Raw genomic sequence first — 19,145 nt, 5'->3', positions numbered from 1 at the left:
ATTGTAATCTGCATCCATTTACCAAAAGTAAACAGGAGGTGATATTCCATGACCTTAGTGAAAACCTTGGCATGTAGTGTTGCGTTGATGGCCCTGGCCGCCAATGCGCAGGCGGGCGAAACACTGGACGCGGTAAAGAAGAAAGGCTTTGTGCAGTGTGGTGTCTCAACGGGTATTGCTGGATTCTCGCTGGCCGACAGCAAGGGGGTCTGGTCTGGCATCGACGTGGATATGTGCAGTGCGATCGCCGCTGCTGTGTTTGGGGATGCGAAAAAATACAAGGTAACGCCTTTGACTACCCAGCAGCGCTTTACGGCCTTGCAATCGGGTGAAGTGGATGTTCTGACTCGTAATACCACCGCGACAATCTCGCGCGATACGACCTTGGGCTTGGTCAGCACTGGCATTAACTACTATGACAGCCAGGGCGTCATGGTGAAAAAGAATCTGGGGGTGAAAAGTGCCAAAGAGCTCGATGGGGCCGCTATTTGCGTACAGCCGGGCACAACCACTGAGCTGAACCTGGCTGATTGGTTCCGCGGTCAGGGGATCAAGTTCAACCCTGTGGTGATCAATAACCCGGAAGAGGCCATGCGCTCTTTCACTTCTGGGCGTTGTGACGGCTTTACCAGTGACAAGTCCCAGTTGGCTGCCGTGCGCGCGGCTCAAACTACACCGGAGGAATTCGACATCTTGCCCGAGGACTTTTCCAAAGAGCCGTTGGGGCCTTTTGTACGCCAGGGCGACGACGACTGGTTTACCTTGGTGCGCTGGACTCTGAATGCGATGCTGGAGGCCGAAGAGTATGGCATTACCAGTGCCAATGTGGATGAAAAGACCAAGAGTGACAATCCTAACGTCCAGCGTATTCTGGGCGTGTCCGGCGAGCTGGGCAAAGGCTTGAAGCTGGATAACAAGTGGGCCTACAACATTATTAAACAGGTCGGCAATTACGGTGAAAGCTTCGAGCGTAACCTGGGTAAATCCACGCCATTGAAGCTCGAGCGCGGTTTGAATGCACAATGGCGCGATGGTGGGGTGATGTACGGCTGGCCAGTGCGTTAAGATTTCGATCTTCACTGTTTGTTGTTGCGTCTGGCTTTGGCCAGACGCGCGCCACCTCGCAGGGCTACGCGTAGTGCTGCATCCATGGGTTTTACGCTATGGCACAAAATAAACCTGCCACACCAGCCACGCCCAGACGGCGCCTGTCCTGGAATGATCCGTTTACGCGCGGCATTATTTATCAGGTGCTGATCTTGGGCGTGCTGGGCTTTTGTGTGTGGTATCTGGTCTCCAATACCTTACACAATCTGGCTGTTCGCAATATCTCCACCGGCTTTGATTTTCTGCATCGAGAGGCAGGCTTTGCCATTGGCGAATCGGACCTGGCCTACTCGCCCTCCGATAGCTACGGGCGGGCCATTCTGGTTGGCCTGGTCAACACGCTTAAAGTCGCGGTCATAGGCATCATTGCCGCCACTGTCTTTGGGACCTTGCTGGGCATTGCGCGGCTCTCCAAGAACTGGTTGGTGTCCCGACTGGCGGGCGCGTATGTGGAAGTGATGCGCAACGTGCCTTTGCTGCTGCAATTGTTCTTCTGGTACGCCCTGATTACCGAAACCCTGCCCGGGCCGCGGCAGGCCTTGAATCCGATGTCTGGCGTGTTTTTATCGAACCGGGGGTTGAAGCTGCCCACCTTGCAGGGCGACGCAATGGACTGGATCTTCGTAGGTCTGGGCATTGCCGTGGTGCTGTGGGTGCTGATGGCACACTGGGCACGGCGTCGTCTGGAGCGAACCGGCGTTCCTTTTCCCACCCTTCGCGTGGGTGTGCTCCTGTTGTTCTTGATACCGGCTCTGGCCTTGTTCATCAGCCCCACGCCCCTGGCCCTGGACCTGCCGCGTTTGCAAGGGTTCAACTTTGTGGGGGGCGTGACCGTGTCGCCCGAGTTTGCCGCCTTGCTGGCCGGTCTGATTACCTATACCTCAGCGTTTGTGGCGGAGGTGGTGCGCTCGGGTATTCAGTCCGTGGGCAAGGGGCAGTGGGAAGCCGCTCAGGCATTGGGCTTGTCCCGTGCGCGCATGATGCGTCTGGTCGTCCTGCCTCAGGCATTGCGTGTGATCGTGCCTCCCATGACCAGCCAGTACCTGAACCTGACCAAAAACAGCTCGCTGGCTGTTGCCATTGGCTATCCCGATATTGTGTCTGTGGTAAATACCACCCTGAACCAGACCGGGCAGGCGATTGAGGGCATTTTGATCATTATGGCGGCCTATTTGACGGTCAGCTTGTCGATCTCGGTCTTCATGAACTGGTACAACAACCGTATTGCCTTGGTGGAGCGCTAAATGAGTCATACGCCTACATCCACCGTAAGCGGGCCGCCCCTTCTACAGACGGGTATTTTGGGCTGGCTGCGTCAGAATCTGTTTTCATCCCCGTTAAATGCGATTTTGACAGTCCTGTCGGCCTGGCTGCTCTTGTTGACGGTGCCCGCCACGATCGACTGGCTGTTCATCAAGGCCAACTTCGATGCGCAAACGGCTCAGGACTGTCGTGCCAGTGCCGGTGCCTGCTGGGCTTTTATTCGGGAAAAGCATCGTCTGATCCTGTTTGGCATCTACCCTTATGACGAGCAGTGGCGCCCTTTGCTGGCGACGATCCTGTTGACCTTGCTGATCGTGTGCAGTTGCATACGCTGGTTCTGGAAGCCCTGGCTACCTTTGTTGTGGCTGGCCGGCCTGACAGTGGTAGGCATTCTGATGTGGGGCGGGGTGCTCGGCCTGAGCTATGTGGAAAACAGCCTGTGGGGCGGCTTGCCGCTGACCCTGATCCTGGCCACCTTCGGTATCGCGTTTGCATTTCCTTTGGGCGTGTTGCTGGCCTTGGGAAGGACGTCCCGCCTGCCTGCTGTCAAGGCTGTGTGCGTGGTCTACATTGAGCTGATTCGCGGTGTGCCGCTGATCAGTCTCTTGTTCATGTCCTCGGTCATGCTGCCTTTGTTCATGCCCGAGGGCTTTAACATCGACAAGTTGCTGCGCGCCCAGATTGCCATCATTTTGTTTGCCGCTGCCTATATTGCCGAAACCGTACGTGGCGGTTTGCAGGCAATTCCCAAAGGGCAATACGAGGGGGCTGCCTCCCTGGGTTTGAGCTATTGGCGCACCATGCGTCAGATCATCTTGCCCCAGGCACTCAAGATCGTGATTCCGCCGCTGGTCGGCATTTTCATTTCCCTGTTCAAGGACACTTCCCTGGTGGTCATTATCGGCATTTTCGATTTGACCCAGGCGGCCAAAGTGGCCCTGGCCGATTCGGCCTGGCGCGGGTTTAGCCGGGAAGCGTATCTGTTCATCGCACTGATTTATTTTGTGTTCTGCTACTCCATCTCTCGCTACAGTCGTTCCCTGGAGCGACGTTTGCAAACGGGTTATGAACGCTGACACAGGCGGCAAAGCCTTGGCTCAAATCCGATGCTTTGCCGGCCAGACAAGGAGTTTTGCATGGCAGACGCCATTATTCAGCTAAAGAACGTCAATAAATGGTATGGGCAGTTTCATGTGCTGCGCGATATCAATCTGGAAGTGGCTGCGGGCGAGCGCATTGTGATTTGCGGACCGTCCGGCTCGGGCAAGTCCACTCTGATCCGGTGCATTAACCGGTTGGAGGAGCATCAGCAAGGCCAGATTATCGTGGCGGGCGAAGAGCTCACCAATGATCTTCGCCAGATCGAGGCCATCCGGCGCGATGTGGGCATGGTGTTCCAGCACTTCAACCTGTTTCCGCACCTGACCGTGATGGAGAATCTGACCCTGGGGCCCATATGGGTACGACGTAAAACCAAGGCACAGGCTCAGGAACTGGCCATGAAGTATCTGGAGCGGGTCCGTATTCCGGAGCAGGCCCACAAGTATCCCGGTCAGCTTTCGGGCGGGCAACAGCAGCGTGTGGCCATAGCCCGCTCCTTGTGCATGGAGCCTAAAATCATGTTGTTCGATGAGCCTACCTCGGCCCTGGACCCTGAAATGGTCAAGGAGGTGCTGGAAGTGATGGTTGAGCTGGCCCACACCGGCATGACCATGTTGTGCGTGACCCACGAGATGGGTTTTGCGCGTAAAGTGGCCGATCGGGTCATTTTTATGGATCAGGGTGAAATCATCGAGCAAAATACGCCTGATGAGTTCTTTGACTCGCCACGTAATGAAAGAACGCGCGAGTTCCTCAGCCAGATCATTCATTAAGATCGATGGCTGCTCTGAATGGGCTGCCTTGCGCAGCCCATATGCATTTTAATTTCAAGGAAAAAAGTGATGTTTCGTGTCTGTAAGTGGCTGCTGGCGGTCTCTGGTGTTGCGGCTGTCATGGCTGCACCTGCCGTGATGGCAGAGGATTCCTACCCCTCCAAACCTATTCAGTTTGTGGTGCCTTACCCGCCAGGTGGTCCACTGGATAGCATGGCGCGCTTGCTGGCCGAACGTGTCAAAGGTGATCTGGGTACGGTCGTGGTGGAGAACAAGTCCGGCGCGGGTGGCAATATTGGTGCCAGCATCGTGGCCAAGGCCGCTCCAGACGGTTACACCCTGATGATGGGAGCGGTGGCAATCAACGCCATCAATCCGTGGTTGTACAAGACGGTGCCCTTTGATCCGGTCAAGAGCTTTGAGCCTATCGCGCTGGTTGCCTCGGTGCCTAATATCCTGATTGTGAATAAGGAGTTTGCCGAGCAGAACAAGATTGCATCCGTGCAGGATCTGATTGCTTACGCCAAAGAGCACCCCGGCCAACTGAATTTTGCGTCTGGCGGCAATGGCAGTGCGGGCCACCTGGCTGGAGAGGTCCTCAATACGCGTGCCGATATCAATTCTGTGCATGTTCCCTATGCCGGCGCCAACCCGGCCAAGACCGCATTGCTGGCAGGCCAAGTCCATTTCATGTTTGACAATCTGGCCTCGGCTGCTCCTCTGATCAAGGCGCAGACTGTCCAGCCTTTGGCAGTGACGACGCTGGAGCGCTCCAGCTTTTTCCCCGACGTGCCCACCATGGAGCAGGCTGGGGTGAAGCCTTTTGACCTGGGTACCTGGTTCGGCGTGTTTGCAACAGGCGGTACACCGCAGCCTGTTCTGGACAAGCTGCATGCCGCTTATGCCAAGGCCTTGATGGATCCGGCCGTGCGGGAAGCACTGGCAACGATGGGCTCTGACGTGCAGCCTGGTACCATGGCTGAGTTCAGTGAGCTTGTCAGCAATGATCTTAAGAAGTACAAAGAAGTCGTTGCCGATTCGGGAGCCGAGTTATTCTAAGCTTTCAAAGGCTTAGCCCTACAGGCAATGAGTGACTGAAGTCGGGATGGCCGCTCGCAAGATCAAGAATTGTTAAAGAAGGCAGTGAAGCCTGTTTTGAAGTACCTGCTTGAGATGCCTCTTGCTAGTATGGGAGGCATCCAAGTGGTCCTGGTACTTAATTTGAGATTACGGAGCCAATAATGACAATTTTCATTCGGTCTGCAAAAGTTGCAGCATGTGCTGGTGTTTTTTCCTTCTTGGCCGCGTGCGGCACGATGGACAATATGAGCACGGGCGGTCGCACCGCCGTTGGAGCCGGTGGCGGCGCTGCAGTGGGGGCGGGTATTGGAGCCTTGATTGGCGATAGCAGCAAGGCGGCCCTGATCGGAGCCGGTATTGGTGCATTGGCTGGCGGGATCGCGGCCTATAACTGGTCCGGTATCAAGAAAGACGTTCAGCAGTCCGGCGCTACCAGCCTGGGCGTGGATGTGACCGAAATGGCTGACGGCAGCTTGCGGGTCAATATTCCAAGCAGCGTCTCGTTTGATACGGGTCGCTATCAGCTGAAACCGGCTTTGCTGCCTGTTCTGGATAGTGTGGCGCGTGCCATGAATCAGCATCCTGAGTTGCGCGCCAAGGCGATTGGTTATACCGATAGCACGGGTTCGGCACAGACCAATCAGACCTTGTCGGTCAACCGCGCCAGTGCTGTGACCAATTATCTGAATCAGCAAGGGGTAGGCCAAGGTCGTTTGATGGTGGAAGGCCGCGGTCCGAACTCGCCTATTGGTGACAATGCGACGGCAGAAGGCCGTGCCATGAACCGTCGCGTGGAGTTGTATCTGTACGCGCCGCAGAAGTAAGTCTCTGCTTGCACCCCTTCGGGGGTGCTGATAAAAGGCCCGGTTTTTAGCCGGGCTTTTTTTTGTGCTCGATCGGGGAGTAATGGAGTTGTAGGGCAGGATCCTCTGTTTGTTGCTTGTTGCTTGTTGCTTGTTGTTAGCTGTGAGTTGTGAGCTGCCAATGGGTGCTTATCTGTTGTCGCTGATGACCTCACCGTTGCTTGGGTGGTAAGGCTGATTATTCAGGAGAACCCGGTAATGAACACGCCCTTGGGGGCGGTGGGGACCCGGAGGGGCTTGAGCACTTGCCGGTGCTGCGCACCGGGCCCCTTGTCGAAGTCATCATCCGGGCGCACTCTGAACTCGCGGGATGGTTCGTCCCCTGGACGAACCACAAGCGTCCCGCTCAAACAGCAGAGTGCTTGCACCCCGGATCATGCCCCCGCCTGCGGCACGTACTCTGAATCGCCCCTCCGGGTCCCCACCGCCCCCAATGGCTCATACCGTGGCTATTCAAGTAATCATGTATTGAGGATCTGGGATCTGGGTCTAAGATCTGAAATCTGAAATCTGAAATCTGAAATCTGAAATCTGAGATCTGAAGCCTGAGGTCTGGGGTCTGGGGTCTGAGGCAAGAGGCAAGAGGTCTGAGGTGAGATGTCAGAGATTCGACGCAGGCCAGGAAAGTGTCACACGTCATCCAGGCATGCAGTTTGAATTATTCAGAAAAAAACGATGGTGAGCCCGTTGAGCTTAGCCTCAGGGGGGGCGGGCGGGTCAGAGGGTTTGCCGCGGTCGGGAGATAACGTAGGGGTGCAAGCATCCTGCTGTTTGAGCCGGAAGCTTGTGCTTGGTCCGGGGGACCAAGTACCCGGCGAGTTCAGGATGCGCCCGTAGCTATCTTCCGACAAGGGCACCGGCGCGCAGCACCGGCAAACACTCAGCCCGGCCCCCCTGAGGCTAAGCTCAACGGGCGTCTCCTGCACCGATGTCTTTTGCATGACAAACCTCGCGTTCCTACAAATGAAGCAACGAATCCCGCAAAAAAGCCCCAGGCAGAAAAAATCCACCCAGGGCTTTACCCCATCAAGGCCTGATCAAACAAAGATCATATTCACCCCAGGCGGGGCCTCAACAAAGCGTCAAGCCTCCTGATACAGCTTGCTGCCCTGCTGCACAAACTGTACTGACATTTCCTTCATCCCATGCTCCACAGCGGACTGCTCATCCAGGCCATTAGCCTTGGCGTAGTCCCGTACATCCTGCGAAATCTTCATACTGCAGAACTTGGGTCCACACATAGAGCAGAAATGTGCCACTTTCATTGAGTCTTTCGGCAAAGTCTCATCGTGGAATTCACGCGCCGTATCCGGGTCCAGCCCCAAGTTGAACTGATCGTCCCAACGGAACTCAAAGCGCGCTTTGGACAGAGCATTGTCGCGGAACGCTGCTGAAGGATGCCCCTTGGCCAGGTCCGCCGCATGGGCGGCGATTTTGTAGGTGATGATGCCGTCCTTGACATCCTTCTTGTTCGGCAAACCCAGATGCTCCTTGGGTGTCACATAACACAGCATGGCCGTGCCTTGCCACGCAATCATGGCGGCCCCCAAACCGGAGGTGATGTGATCGTAACCCGGTGCGATGTCGGTTGCCAAAGGCCCCAGGGTGTAGAACGGGGCTTCATGACAGTGCTCCAGCTGCAACTGCATGTTCTCAGGAATCAAATGCAAGGGCACATGGCCAGGCCCCTCAATCATGACCTGAACATCATGCTTCCAGGCGACCTGGGTCAGCTCACCCAGGGTGCGAAGTTCAGCGAACTGAGCCTGATCATTGGCGTCGTAGCCTGAGCCTGGGCGCAAGCCATCTCCCAGCGAGAAGGCCACATCATATTGCTTCATGATCTCGCAGATGTCTTCGAAATGCTCATACAGAAAGCTCTCGCGGTGATGCGCCAGACACCACTTGGCCATAATGGAGCCTCCCCGCGACACAATGCCTGTCATGCGGCTGGCCGTCATGGGTATAAAGGGTAAACGGACGCCGGCGTGAATCGTGAAGTAATCCACGCCTTGTTCAGCCTGCTCAATCAAGGTGTCGCGGAAAATGTCCCAGCTCAGATCCTCGGCGATGCCACCGACCTTTTCCAGGGCCTGGTAAATGGGTACCGTCCCGACTGGCACGGGTGAGTTGCGGATAATCCACTCGCGCGTTTCGTGGATATTTTTCCCTGTGGACAGATCCATGATCGTGTCTGCTCCCCAGCGGATGGCCCACGTCATCTTCTCGACTTCTTCGCCAATGGTGGAACCCAGAGCCGAGTTGCCGATATTGGCGTTGATTTTCACCAGGAAGTTTCGACCGATAATCATGGGCTCGGTTTCCGGGTGATTGATATTGGCAGGCAAGATGGCGCGCCCACGCGCGATCTCGTCACGTACAAACTCAGGCGTGACCGTTGTGGGCAGGCTGGCACCGAAATTTTGGCCAGGGTGTACTTTGGTGAGGCGACGAGCCATTTCCTCACCTTGTGGCCCACTGGCGCGCAAACTCTCAATGTAGTGCTCGCGTCGCAGATTCTCCCGAATAGCGACGAACTCCATTTCGGGCGTAATGATGCCGCGCCGAGCGTAATGCATTTGCGTCACGTTGGCACCCGAAATACTGCGTCGTGGCTGACGTTTGAGTTCAAAGCGCAGGCTGTCCAGTTCCGGGTCGGCCTGACGCGCCTGACCGTACTGACTGTTGAGTCCAGCCATCAACTCCGTATCGCCGCGCTCGGAAATCCAGGCTTGGCGTAAGGCAGGCAGACCTTTGCGAATATCGATCTGTACCGTGGGGTCCGTATAGGGACCGCTGGTGTCATACACGCTAAGGGGAGGGTTGGGCTCGGCGCCGAAATGGCTGGGCGTATCAGCCAGGGAAATCTCCCGAAACGGCACACGCAGATCAGGCCGTGAGCCAGTTTGATAAATTTTCCGGGAGTTGGGCAAAGGCTGGATTGCAGCCGGGTCGACACTGGCCGCTGTGGCCGTAAAAGAAGGGGTTTTGCTTGTCATTGCAGCTCCAAAAAGAGGGTGGAGCCGATATAGGAAGAAGTGCAGTGCAGGCATTGCACCTGCTGCACACGCTCCCAGCATCGGCATTATCCGTACTGGTACGAGGGTTTATCTCAACCCGCCAAACGGCGAGTACCCCTGCGTGCTGACAAGTATAGGTAGCTTCGGGCTGCTTGTGGACGTATAAGGCTTATTTTCTTTTCATGCCGTTGAGCAAGTGACGGATGGTTTGATCCAGATGATCCCGCTCTTTGGGCGGCAAAGCCACAATTTCGTCTACGGAAAAGCGGTTGAACGGCCAGGTCACAATGGGTGGACCTTCGCCGGAGTCTTGCAAGGTGGCAGCATGTGCTGGACTTAACTCCATCGTGCCCAAGCCACTCTTGAGCCATTGGGCACTGATATTCAGTGCTTTTGCCAGGTCCAGGATTTCGCGCGCGTCACGTCGTGTACCACTCTCGTAATTGGAGATGGCACTTTGGCTGAGGTTGCACAGACGAGCCAGTTCGGCTTGTGAGAAGCCACGTTGCAGGCGGGCGTGACGGAGGCGATCAGAGAAGTGTTTCACAGTACAGATTGTTCATGGAACGACCTGCACGATGGTTTTGTATGGATATGTCGTATGTGATAAAAAGGGTAGGCCGACGAACGATAAAGGTTCGTCCACTCGCGCAAGGGCTAACGCGGTTTCATGCCGTCCAGTAAATGCCGCATGGTGCGATCGAGCAAATCTCGTTCACTCTCTGCCAAGGCCACGACTTCATCAACCGAGAACAGGCGAAAAGGCCAGGAAACGATCGGAGGGCCATCCAAGGGTTCGGACAGCAGGTAGGTGTCATCCGTGAACTCCATTTTGCCAACGCCTTTTCGCAACCACAAAACGCTGACGTTCAACGCGCGGGCCAGATCCAGAATTTCACGGGCATCTCGACGAGTACCGTTTTCGTAATTGGAAATGGCGCTCTGGCTCAATCCGCACAGACGTGCCAAACCAGCCTGAGAAAGACCGCGGTGTTGGCGTGCATGGCGAAGGCGTTCGGAGAAATGTTTCACACAACAGATTGTTGATGTAAAGCCGAACACGATGGTGTTTAGATAAAATCACGTCCGTGATTTATACTGTCCGACATAGTCATCAGATGTCATTATAGTTAAGGTATCAACTATGTCGGTTGCAAATGAACTTGCTGGCGGTCCTGTTGTGCTGTATCTGGCCACTGCCATTGCTGATCGAATCGAACTAGAACAAAAAATTCAGGCACTGGCTGAGCGTGGTTATCGACTTATTTTCTGTCCGGATGTGACGGCCTTGCTGCAGTCAGCCCAGACACGGACGCGCCATGCGGGTACGGTATGCATTGCCTGGTTGGGGGGCGGCTTGGCTGAAATCTGCTCGGCGGCTGTGCGTTTACGGATGCTATGTCCGCAAATCGGAATCCTGATGCAGTCCGAAGCAACGGACTCAGCCATGTTGCAGGCCTTGCATAGCGGGGGGGATCAGTTTTGTCCCAAACAAGCCTCCTTGGAGTTGTTGGCCGCCAGTTTGCACAGTCTGCAACGGCGTCTGATGCAGATCCCCTCTATTCCAGAGCCATCGGCAACCCAGGAGTGGGTATTGGACCAAGAGGGCTGGACCTTGATCTCGCCAGTTGGCATGTCGTTTAGCCTGACCAGTACCGAGCGCGCGTTCATGGTTTGCCTGCTGGCTCGGGAGGATCGTCGTGCCAGCCATTACGAGCTGATGTGTGCTGTGGCCAGCAAAACAGATGTGATCAGTAATCCGCCCAGTGCCCTGCACATTAATCGTTTGGGGGTATTGGTCAGTCGCATGCGGCGCAAGTTCAGCCAGGGCGGGACGACACTGCCCATACGGTCACTTCATAACTGGGGGTATATGTTTGCCGCTAACTGCCAGTTACTGCTCGATGGGGCACGGGACTAGAGAAAAGGCACTGAAAAAGGCTCTGCCGGTCATACCGCTCAGAGCCTTTGACTATGCATTGAGGAGCGCAGCTTAAGCGTAGCGCTGCACCGACAGGTCATCGGCGCGGATGGCAGGCTCCTTGTTGCTGATCAGATCAGCCAGCAGTTGCGCGCTGCCGGTAGCCAAGGTCCATCCCAGCGTTCCGTGGCCCGTGTTCAGGAACAGGTTGGGATAACGGCTGCGTCCCACAATCGGGGTGCTGTCCGGTGTCTTGGGTCGCAGTCCCGTCCAGAAATGCAGGTCTGCGTCGCTGTGATAGCTGCCGGGGAAAAGATCGTTCAACACCATCAGCAGGGTCTGTTCGCGCCGTGGGTTCAACTGCTTGTTAAAACCCACTACCTCGGCCATGCCACCCACACGAATGCGATTGTCAAAGCGCGTCAAAGCAATTTTGTAGCTTTCGTCCAGCAAGGTGGATTGAGGGGCGCGGGAGGCGTCTGCAATTGTGGCGGTAATCGAATAGCCTTTCAGGGGGTAAACCGGGATAGCTTGCAGGTCTTTCATCAAACCGCTCGACCAGGAGCCCAGCGCCACCACATAGGCGTCAGCAGTCAGTAAACCATCGGAGCTTTGCACACCGCTGATTTCCGAGCCGTTGCTGTGAATGCGCTGAATCGTCTGGTTCCAACGGAACTCCACCCCTTCCTGTTCAGCCAGTTCGCTCAATCGACGTGTGAACATCTGGCAGTCGCCAGTCTCGTCCTCAGGGAAACGTAGACCACCGCTCAATTTGTGCTCGACGTGACGGAGCGCCGGTTCAATGGTGTGCAGCTCGGAAGCCGACAGCAACTGATAAGGTACGCCGGCCTCTTTCAACACCTCGATATCGGCGGCGATGTTATCCAATTGTTGTTGTGTACGGAACACTTGCAAGGTGCCTTGGGCCCGATGCTCAAACTGAATATCGGTCTGAGCGCGTAGCTCAGCCATGCAATGGCGGCTGTATTCGGCCAAGCGCACCATGCGCTCTTTATTGATGGCGTAGCGGTCAGCCGTGCAGTTGCGCCACATGGCCAGCAGCCATTTGATTTGGGTGAGCGTCCCATCGGGGCGGATGGTCAGGGGAGGATGCTCGTCGAACATCCATTTGATCGCCTTGCGTGGGATACCTGGCGCAGCCCAAGGGCAGGCATAACCAAAGGAAAGTTGGCCGGCATTGGCAAAGCTGGTTTCCAGAGCGGGCCCAGCCATGCGGTCAATGACCGTGACGCTGTGTCCTTGGCGGGCAAGATAATAAGCGCTGGTTACGCCTTCGACGCCAGCACCTAGCACGAGGATCTTCATACGGTTCCTTGGGCGCATCGCCCGAGAGGGAAAGTGTTGCGATCGGGCGCGGTATAACCGCGCATGCTGTCGCAATTCGATACGTTTTATCCGTCTATTTCAACAGGCGGGCAGGGTAGGGGTCAAGGTTTAGTCCTGATCCGGACTGCTGCGCGGAAACACCATATTGTTACGGTGGATCAGCTCCGTATCGTGTTCGCTGCCCAGCAACTCATTGATCAGGTGACTGGGCTGACCCATGATGCGACGGGTATCGTCCGACGAGTAGTTGATCAGACCGCGAGCATATTCCACGCCATGCTTATCCACGCAAGCGACGACATCGCCACGGTCAAATTCGCCCTCGACATGGGTGACGCCTACCGGCAGCAGACTTTTGTGTCCGTCTACCAGCGCACGTACCGCGCCTTCGTCCAGCGATACACGGCCACGCACGCGCAACTGGTCGACCAGCCAGCGCTGCCGGGCCGAGCGTACCGGCAGGGTGGCACGCAGTTCCGTACCGATGCGCTCCCCTTGGGCCAGACGCGAGAGCACCTGCTTTTCACGGCCCGAGGCAATGATGGTGTGGCCGCCGCTTTGTGCGGCACGCTTGGCAGCCAGAATCTTGGTAATCATGCCGCCAGTGCCGATATTGCTGCCCGAGCCGCCCGCCATCGCCTCCAGCGTCGGGTCACCCGCCTGACCCAGCGAGATGAATTGTGCGTCGGGGTTGCTTCGAGGGTCGGCGCTGTACAGTCCGGCCTGGTCGGTCAGGATAATCAGGGTCTCGGCTTCGATCAGGTTGGTGACCAGCGCGCCCAGGGTATCGTTGTCACCCACGCGGATTTCATCGGTCACCACGGTGTCGTTTTCGTTCACGATGGGGACCACGCCCAGGTCCAGCAAGGTGTTGATGGTGCTGCGTGCATTCAGATAACGGCGGCGGTCTGCCAGATCCTCATGGGTCAGCAGAATCTGGGCAGTGCGCACACCGTGGCGGGCAAAGGCCACTTCATAAGCCTGTATCAGACCCATCTGGCCTACCGCGGCCGCTGCCTGCAACTCATTCATGGCCTTCGGTCGACGCGGCCATCCCAGACGGGCCATGCCCTCGGCAATGGCGCCACTGGAGACCAGCACCAGTTGCTTGCCTTGGGCATGCAGTTGAGCAATCTGGGTCGCCCATTGCTCTACGGCATCCAGGTCAATCCCTTTGCCCTCGTTGGTGACCAGGGAGGAACCTACTTTAATAACCAGTCGGCGCGACTGCGCAACGGCCGATTCAGAATGAGAAGAGTGCTGCATGAGGAGTTCAGAAATCTATCGCTTGGCGAGTAAATAGAGAAAATGCCAGGAGTAGGGCGGCTGAATGGACCGCGTCTTCCGGGCATTTTGGGGTTCAGTCCCAGGGGTGAGACCCTGGGTCTGTGTGGCACGATCAGTCTGGAGCAAACCTCTCGTCGTAAATATGCGTACCGTCGGCAATATCTTGTTCGATATGCTCCTTGCGGCTTTCCTGATCCAGCCAGGTTTGCAGCTGGTAAACCAGATCCTGAGTGCCCACACCGGTCAAGGCCGAGATGCCGAAAACAGGACCTTCCCAATTGAGCTCTTTGAGCAGGCGGGCTTTCAGATCCTCTGGATCGGACACCATGTCCAGCTTGTTCAGAACCAGCCAGCGTGGCTTGGCGTAGAGCTCTTCGCTGTACAGGCGCAGTTCTTCCACAATGGCTCGGGCTTCTGCCGCCACTTTGGCCACAATATCCTCGTCCGGGTCCAGACTGGAGACATCGAGCAGGTGCAACAGGATACGGGTGCGGGTCAGATGGCGCAGGAACAAGTGGCCCAGGCCAGCTCCTTCAGACGCACCTTCGATCAGACCAGGAATATCCGCCACTACAAAGCTGTGGGCTTCGGACGAGCGCACCACGCCCAGGTTGGGGTGCAGAGTGGTGAACGGGTAATCGGCAATGCGTGGCTTGGCGTTGGAGATACGGGTAATCAGGGTTGATTTGCCAGCATTGGGCATACCCAGCAGGCCCACATCGGCCAACACCTTGAGCTCCAGGCGCAGCTTGCGGTGTTCGCCTTCCTTGCCATAGGTAAATTGACGCGGCGCACGGTTCACGCTGGATTTGAAATGCAGGTTGCCCAAACCGCCGGCTCCGCCTTGGGCCAACGTGACCCGTTCGCCGTGGCGCTTCATGTCAAACAGCTGCTCGCCGGTTTCGGCGTCGAAAATCATGGTGCCTACCGGCACACGCAGGGTAATGTCTTCGCCACCCGCCCCATACTGGTCGGACCCACGGCCGTTTTCGCCGTTGCGAGCGCGGTGCAGGCGGGCGTAGCGGTAGTCGATCAAGGTGTTGACGTTACGGTCGGCCTCGGCGTAAATGCTGCCGCCACGTCCACCGTCGCCGCCGTTGGGGCCACCTTTCTCAATAAATTTTTCTCGGCGGAAACTGGCAGCGCCGTTTCCACCTTTGCCTGCGACCACTTCAATGGTCGCTTCGTCTACGAATTTCATGGTGATGAGTTCTGTATAGGTCCAGGGGCCGCAGAACCGTATGGGCTGCTGGTCTGGGAACAGACCATTTTAAACAAAAACCCCAATTGCTTAGTGTATAGGAGATTGGCTTATCTGCCGGTATGTGCGGTGAGAGTGACCGGTTTTTAATCTCTTGCTGTGGCCGTAGGGAGACTGGCCAGGTCGGATAGGCGCGAGGGCAGGGGGGCACGATGGCCGTACATGAAAAAAGCCCTGCCTAAGGCGGCAGGGCTTTTCGTGGCAACTACGCGGTGAGCGAGTGCTTATTCGGCAGCAACGACCGAAACGGTACGCTTGTTCAGTGCACCGGTGATGGAAAATTTAACTTTGCCATCAACCAGAGAGAACAGGGTATGGTCTTTGCCAATGCCCACGTTCACGCCGGGGTGAAACTGAGTGCCGCGCTGACGAACAATAATGCCGCCAGCCGAAATTACCTGACCGCCGTAGACTTTAACGCCCAGACGTTTGGCCTGTGAGTCACGGCCGTTCCGCGTAGAGCCGCCGCCTTTCTTCTGTGCCATTTCTTTAGCTCCTAGATGAAGAAAATACCAGATTCGCTTTCAGCAACAACTTAGGCGTTGATCGCTTCGATGCGGATTTCGGTGTAGTTTTGACGATGGCCTTGCGTTTTGCGGTAGTGCTTGCGACGGCGCATTTTGAAAATCTTGATCTTGTCGTGACGGCCTTGCGCAAGAACAGTAGCTTTGACCACAGCGCCAGCAACGAAAGGAGCACCGATTTGCAGTGCTTCACCTTCGCCGACGGACAGAACCTGGTCAAGCGAAATTTCTTGCCCAATGTCTGCCGGTATCTGTTCTATTTTGAGTTTTTGGCCAGCAGTAATGCGATATTGCTTACCGCCGGTTTTTATAACCGCGTACATAGGGAATCCCTTAAAGAGAGTCAAAAAGGCATGGTGGATAAGGCTAGTTTCAGCCAAAGCCATGCCCTCTAACATAAAAAAATCTTGACACGCAAAATGCCAAGCAAAAAATAATAGGATAAAAAGGCTTTGCTGTCAATGGTTTGGGCCTTCGCCTGTCAGTATTTTGCATCCAATCCTTTCCTCGGTCAGGGGGGAGATGGCCCTGCCGTATTGTCACTGAACCGGCGCAGGCAGGGCAGGGACCCCGATTCACGCAAAATTGTCGCTTGCCCCAAACGCTTACACTTTTCCTCATTCTGTGGCCTTTGGGCCAGAAGGCTTCCGCTAGGGTAGAGGCGTTGCGTTCACAGAGCGTAAGTCATTTATTTTTCGAACCTGATAAGGGGAAGCGTATGAATAAGGACACGATCGAAGGCAAATGGAAACAGCTGGCCGGCAAGGCCCGCAGTGTCTGGGGGGAAATTACGGATGACGACTGGGCCAAGATGAAAGGCGACGCCACCCAATTGGCGGGTCTGGTCCAAGAGCGCTATGGCCGCACCCGCGAAGAGGCGGAGCGTGAAGTAAAAGATTTCTATGACAAGTACGACCGCTAGTGAGGCGGGGCCCGGTTTTTTGTCTGGAACCTGATGATTGAAGCCGTCACGGCCTGCCAGACAAAGTGTTGATCCTGTACGTACTGATGATGAGGAGAATCGTATGCTTTACTATGCCGTAATCTTTTTTATTGTTGCCATTGTCGCGGCTGTGCTGGGTTTTGGAGGTATTGCCGCTGGTGCTGCTTCGATTGCCAAGATCCTGTTTGTCGTGTTCCTGATTCTGGCGGTGCTCTCGCTTATCAAGGGCATGGCCAAGAAATAGAGCAGGCCCGCTTGAGGCGGGCCCGTCTGAAACACCAAGCCGTCTTCGCCCGTCAGGGGAAGACGGTTTTTTTATCAGGAGCGGTAATCGGCGTTAATGGTGACGTACTCGTGCGAGAAGTCGCAGGTGTAGACCGTCTCGCTATGTTGGCCGCGACCCAGGGAGACACGAACCAGAATTTCGGCTTCCTTCATGACGCGCTGACCGTCTTCTTCGCGGTACTCGGGGTTGCGTCCGCCGTCCACCGCTACCAGCACATCCCCCAGCCACAGACGCAGTTTGCTCACGTCCAGATCTGTGATGCCTGCGTAACCAATGGCGCACAGAATGCGGCCCAGGTTCGGATCGGAGGCAAAGAAGGCGGTTTTAACCAGAGGCGAGTGAGCAATGGCGTAAGCCACTTTCAGTGCTTCTTCGCTGGAGCCGGCGTCATCAACCTGAATGGTCATGAACTTGGTGGCGCCTTCGGCGTCACGCACGATTTTCTGGGCCAGTTCGCGCGAGGCGTCCACCAGGGCGTCCAGCAAGGTGTTGTAGTTCGGGTCTGCAATCGACTCTACTGTGACACCGCTTTGGCCGGTTGCCATGATGATGAACGAGTCGTTGGTGGAGGTGTCGCCATCAACCGTAATGCGGTTGAAAGAGCGGTCTGCCGCCAGACGGCACATATCGCGCAACAATTCGGGAGCAATACCGGCATCGGTGGCCAGATAACCCAGCATGGTGGCCATATTTGGGCGAATCATGCCTGCACCCTTGCTGATACCCGTCAGGGTGACCGTTTTGCCCGAGAGCTGGATTTGGCGAGACACGATTTTGGGCTGGGTGTCGGTGGTCATGATGCTGTGGGCAGCATTGAACCAGTTGTTGTCCGACAGATCGCTGACCGCTGCGGGCAGGGCACCCAGCAGGCGATCCATGGGCAACGGCTCCAGAATTACGCCGGTGGAAAAGGGCAGGACCTGCTGAGGCAGAATATTTAACAGACGCGCTGTTTCCTTGCAGGTTTGCTGGGCTTTTTCCAGACCTGCCTGACCGGTACCGGCGTTGGCATTGCCGGTATTGATTACCAGGGCGCGGATGCCATCGTGGGTAGCCAGATGCGCTTCGCACACCTGAACGGGAGCGGCGCGGAAACGGTTGGTGGTAAAGACACCGGCTACGCTGGTGCCAGGGGCCAGTTCAAACACGGTCAGGTCGCGTCGGTTGGCCTTGCGAATACCGGCTTCGGCAATGCCGATTTTGACACCGGCAACGGGGTGAATGTCAGATTCAGAGGGGATGAACAGATTGACGGCCATGACGCGATCCGAAAAACAATGTTAAAGGCGGCTCAAAGCAATAATGATACTTGCTTTGAGCCGCCTGAGCATATCTTTGGTCGCGTGGGGGTGTCAGTTCTCGCGAGAGGCCATTGCCACGTTGTTGCGGGTAATCAGTTTGAGTTCACCCAAGGCTTCAAACAGGTTGACGCGCGCCTTGTCCGACAGGTTGGCAAACATCTCCTGCAGCCATTGCTCGTGGGAAGCTGCCATTTTCTTGAACTGGCGCTTGCCTTTGGGCGTCAGGCGGATCAGGGAGCTGCGGCGGTCGGTGAGTACCTTGATGCGTTCGACCAGACCCTCTTTTTCCAGCTGATCCGTAATGCCTGTGATATTGCCGTTGGTGACCATCAGGTGGCGGGACAGTTCGCTCATTTTCATGCCCGCGGGCTGGCGCTGCAATTGAGCCATCAGGTCAAAACGGGGCAGGGTAGTGGCGTGTTCGGTACGCAGACGACTACGAATTTCGCCTTCAACCAGATTGGTGCAGGCCATCAAGCGTAACCACAGACGGGTGTCGAAGTGGTCATCGCTGTGGGCACGGCTTTCCAAGTCGGGAGCAGCATCGGCGACGGCGGAAGCGGGGATATCGTTCATGATCATAGATAGCTTGCCTTAATGGTGCATGTCCAAAATGTTTAGCTTTGAAGGACGCAGACCGCAGCCATGAGCAAGCTGGGTTAGCTTGGAAGGTATCTTAGGGGCTGGTTCGAAGTTTGACATTGCGACAGATCAAAGTAAATTCGTTTTTAGCTTAAATTAATCAACTTGATTGAAAGCGCAGGTCCAGTTGACAAAGCATTGAGTAATGAAATGCAAATTTCTGTCTGTTATTTACTTTCATGATCACCGCCTTGAATACGGTTGCGCAGACGCTTTGACGCGGCTCCAAGGCTATAAGCTGGCTAAATTCAAGTGATTATTTAGTTGAAGTATAAGACATTTGCATCACGGTAGCCGACGAAAATAATCCGTTTTCCGTTTTTTTTGATACTTTTTTTGTTTCAAAAATAATGTCTACCGTAAATTTTTCTTAATTGAAAAAAAGTGCGGCGTACATGGATTGGTTTTTGGCCAGCCGAAATTTAT

At 55.7% G+C, this 19,145-nt stretch carries 19 protein-coding genes; 9 read left to right on the top strand and 10 right to left on the bottom strand.

Going from position 1 to position 19,145, the window contains the following annotated elements:
• The first annotated feature begins 48 nt into the window (after positions 1 to 48).
• The 6 genes from V6936_RS16120 (at position 49) to V6936_RS16095 (ending at position 6,148) form a co-directional block, all read left to right on the top strand.
• Complete coding sequence (locus V6936_RS16120) at positions 49 to 1,065, top strand: amino acid ABC transporter substrate-binding protein (RefSeq protein ID WP_003801927.1); 1,017 nt, start codon at positions 49 to 51, stop codon at positions 1,063 to 1,065.
• A gap of 98 nt (positions 1,066 to 1,163) precedes the next feature.
• Positions 1,164 to 2,351 carry an amino acid ABC transporter permease gene (locus V6936_RS16115; protein WP_131070919.1) on the top strand — a complete coding sequence of 396 codons (1,188 nt, stop codon included), beginning with the start codon at positions 1,164 to 1,166 and terminating at the stop codon, positions 2,349 to 2,351.
• On the top strand, positions 2,352 to 3,446 hold the full coding sequence (locus V6936_RS16110) for an amino acid ABC transporter permease (protein ID WP_336580122.1): 1,095 nt from the start codon (positions 2,352 to 2,354) through the stop codon (positions 3,444 to 3,446).
• A gap of 60 nt (positions 3,447 to 3,506) precedes the next feature.
• Positions 3,507 to 4,244, top strand: coding sequence for an amino acid ABC transporter ATP-binding protein (locus V6936_RS16105; protein WP_003801924.1), 738 nt, complete (start codon positions 3,507 to 3,509; stop codon positions 4,242 to 4,244).
• Positions 4,245 to 4,313: 69 nt separating this feature from the next.
• Entirely contained in the window at positions 4,314 to 5,303 is a 990-nt protein-coding gene (locus tag V6936_RS16100) for a Bug family tripartite tricarboxylate transporter substrate binding protein (RefSeq protein WP_003801922.1), read from the top strand.
• Positions 5,304 to 5,569: 266 nt separating this feature from the next.
• On the top strand, positions 5,570 to 6,148 hold the full coding sequence (locus V6936_RS16095; protein ID WP_003801921.1) for an OmpA family protein: 579 nt from the start codon (positions 5,570 to 5,572) through the stop codon (positions 6,146 to 6,148).
• A 1,121-nt stretch (positions 6,149 to 7,269) separates the two neighbouring features.
• Here the strand turns inward: V6936_RS16095 and thiC are convergent.
• The 3 genes from thiC to V6936_RS16080 form a co-directional block, all read right to left on the bottom strand.
• Positions 7,270 to 9,186, bottom strand: a complete 1,917-nt coding sequence (thiC, locus tag V6936_RS16090) for a phosphomethylpyrimidine synthase ThiC (protein ID WP_131070917.1) — start codon at positions 9,184 to 9,186, stop codon at positions 7,270 to 7,272.
• Between the two features lie 190 nt (positions 9,187 to 9,376).
• Positions 9,377 to 9,754 (bottom strand): helix-turn-helix domain-containing protein, encoded by a 378-nt coding sequence (locus tag V6936_RS16085; RefSeq protein ID WP_003801916.1) that lies wholly within the window; start codon positions 9,752 to 9,754, stop codon positions 9,377 to 9,379.
• A 110-nt stretch (positions 9,755 to 9,864) separates the two neighbouring features.
• Complete coding sequence (locus V6936_RS16080) at positions 9,865 to 10,239, bottom strand: helix-turn-helix domain-containing protein (RefSeq protein WP_003801914.1); 375 nt, start codon at positions 10,237 to 10,239, stop codon at positions 9,865 to 9,867.
• A gap of 112 nt (positions 10,240 to 10,351) precedes the next feature.
• Between V6936_RS16080 and V6936_RS16075 the strand changes: the two genes are divergently transcribed.
• The gene (locus tag V6936_RS16075) at positions 10,352 to 11,128 is read left to right on the top strand and encodes a response regulator transcription factor (RefSeq protein WP_003801912.1); all 777 of its coding nucleotides are present in this window, start codon (positions 10,352 to 10,354) and stop codon (positions 11,126 to 11,128) included.
• A gap of 72 nt (positions 11,129 to 11,200) precedes the next feature.
• On the opposite strand, the gene V6936_RS16070 is transcribed toward V6936_RS16075, so the two are convergent.
• From V6936_RS16070 to rplU, 5 genes are all read right to left on the bottom strand, one after another.
• The gene (locus V6936_RS16070) at positions 11,201 to 12,454 is read right to left on the bottom strand and encodes a D-amino acid dehydrogenase (RefSeq protein WP_336580121.1); all 1,254 of its coding nucleotides are present in this window, start codon (positions 12,452 to 12,454) and stop codon (positions 11,201 to 11,203) included.
• A gap of 129 nt (positions 12,455 to 12,583) precedes the next feature.
• Complete coding sequence (gene proB, locus V6936_RS16065) at positions 12,584 to 13,741, bottom strand: glutamate 5-kinase (RefSeq protein ID WP_003801907.1); 1,158 nt, start codon at positions 13,739 to 13,741, stop codon at positions 12,584 to 12,586.
• A gap of 133 nt (positions 13,742 to 13,874) precedes the next feature.
• Positions 13,875 to 14,963 carry a GTPase ObgE gene (obgE, locus tag V6936_RS16060; protein ID WP_003801905.1) on the bottom strand — a complete coding sequence of 363 codons (1,089 nt, stop codon included), beginning with the start codon at positions 14,961 to 14,963 and terminating at the stop codon, positions 13,875 to 13,877.
• A gap of 284 nt (positions 14,964 to 15,247) precedes the next feature.
• On the bottom strand, positions 15,248 to 15,508 hold the full coding sequence (gene rpmA / locus V6936_RS16055; RefSeq protein ID WP_003801903.1) for a 50S ribosomal protein L27: 261 nt from the start codon (positions 15,506 to 15,508) through the stop codon (positions 15,248 to 15,250).
• A 50-nt stretch (positions 15,509 to 15,558) separates the two neighbouring features.
• Complete coding sequence (rplU, locus tag V6936_RS16050; RefSeq protein WP_003801901.1) at positions 15,559 to 15,870, bottom strand: 50S ribosomal protein L21; 312 nt, start codon at positions 15,868 to 15,870, stop codon at positions 15,559 to 15,561.
• A gap of 395 nt (positions 15,871 to 16,265) precedes the next feature.
• Between rplU and V6936_RS16045 the strand changes: the two genes are divergently transcribed.
• Together V6936_RS16045 and V6936_RS16040 are read left to right on the top strand one after the other, a co-directional pair.
• Positions 16,266 to 16,469: a CsbD family protein gene (locus V6936_RS16045; protein ID WP_003801900.1), complete on the top strand. Its 204-nt coding sequence runs from the start codon at positions 16,266 to 16,268 to the stop codon at positions 16,467 to 16,469.
• A 103-nt stretch (positions 16,470 to 16,572) separates the two neighbouring features.
• A complete protein-coding gene (locus tag V6936_RS16040) occupies positions 16,573 to 16,734 on the top strand; it encodes a DUF1328 domain-containing protein (protein ID WP_003801899.1) in 162 nt (53 codons plus the stop codon).
• 74 nt (positions 16,735 to 16,808) lie between these two features.
• Here the strand turns inward: V6936_RS16040 and argJ are convergent, their stop codons facing one another.
• Positions 16,809 to 18,035, bottom strand: a complete 1,227-nt coding sequence (gene argJ, locus V6936_RS16035) for a bifunctional glutamate N-acetyltransferase/amino-acid acetyltransferase ArgJ (protein ID WP_003801898.1) — start codon at positions 18,033 to 18,035, stop codon at positions 16,809 to 16,811.
• A 93-nt stretch (positions 18,036 to 18,128) separates the two neighbouring features.
• Positions 18,129 to 18,659, bottom strand: a complete 531-nt coding sequence (locus V6936_RS16030) for a MarR family winged helix-turn-helix transcriptional regulator (protein WP_003801897.1) — start codon at positions 18,657 to 18,659, stop codon at positions 18,129 to 18,131.
• Between the last annotated feature and the right edge of the window lie 486 nt (positions 18,660 to 19,145).

The organism is Alcaligenes sp. CHO6 (genome assembly GCF_037120595.1).
GTDB classification, from domain to species: domain Bacteria; phylum Pseudomonadota; class Gammaproteobacteria; order Burkholderiales; family Burkholderiaceae_B; genus Alcaligenes; species Alcaligenes ammonioxydans.
The sequence above is the reverse complement of the archived record's forward strand: the minus strand, read 5'-3'. Positions and strand labels throughout refer to the sequence as shown.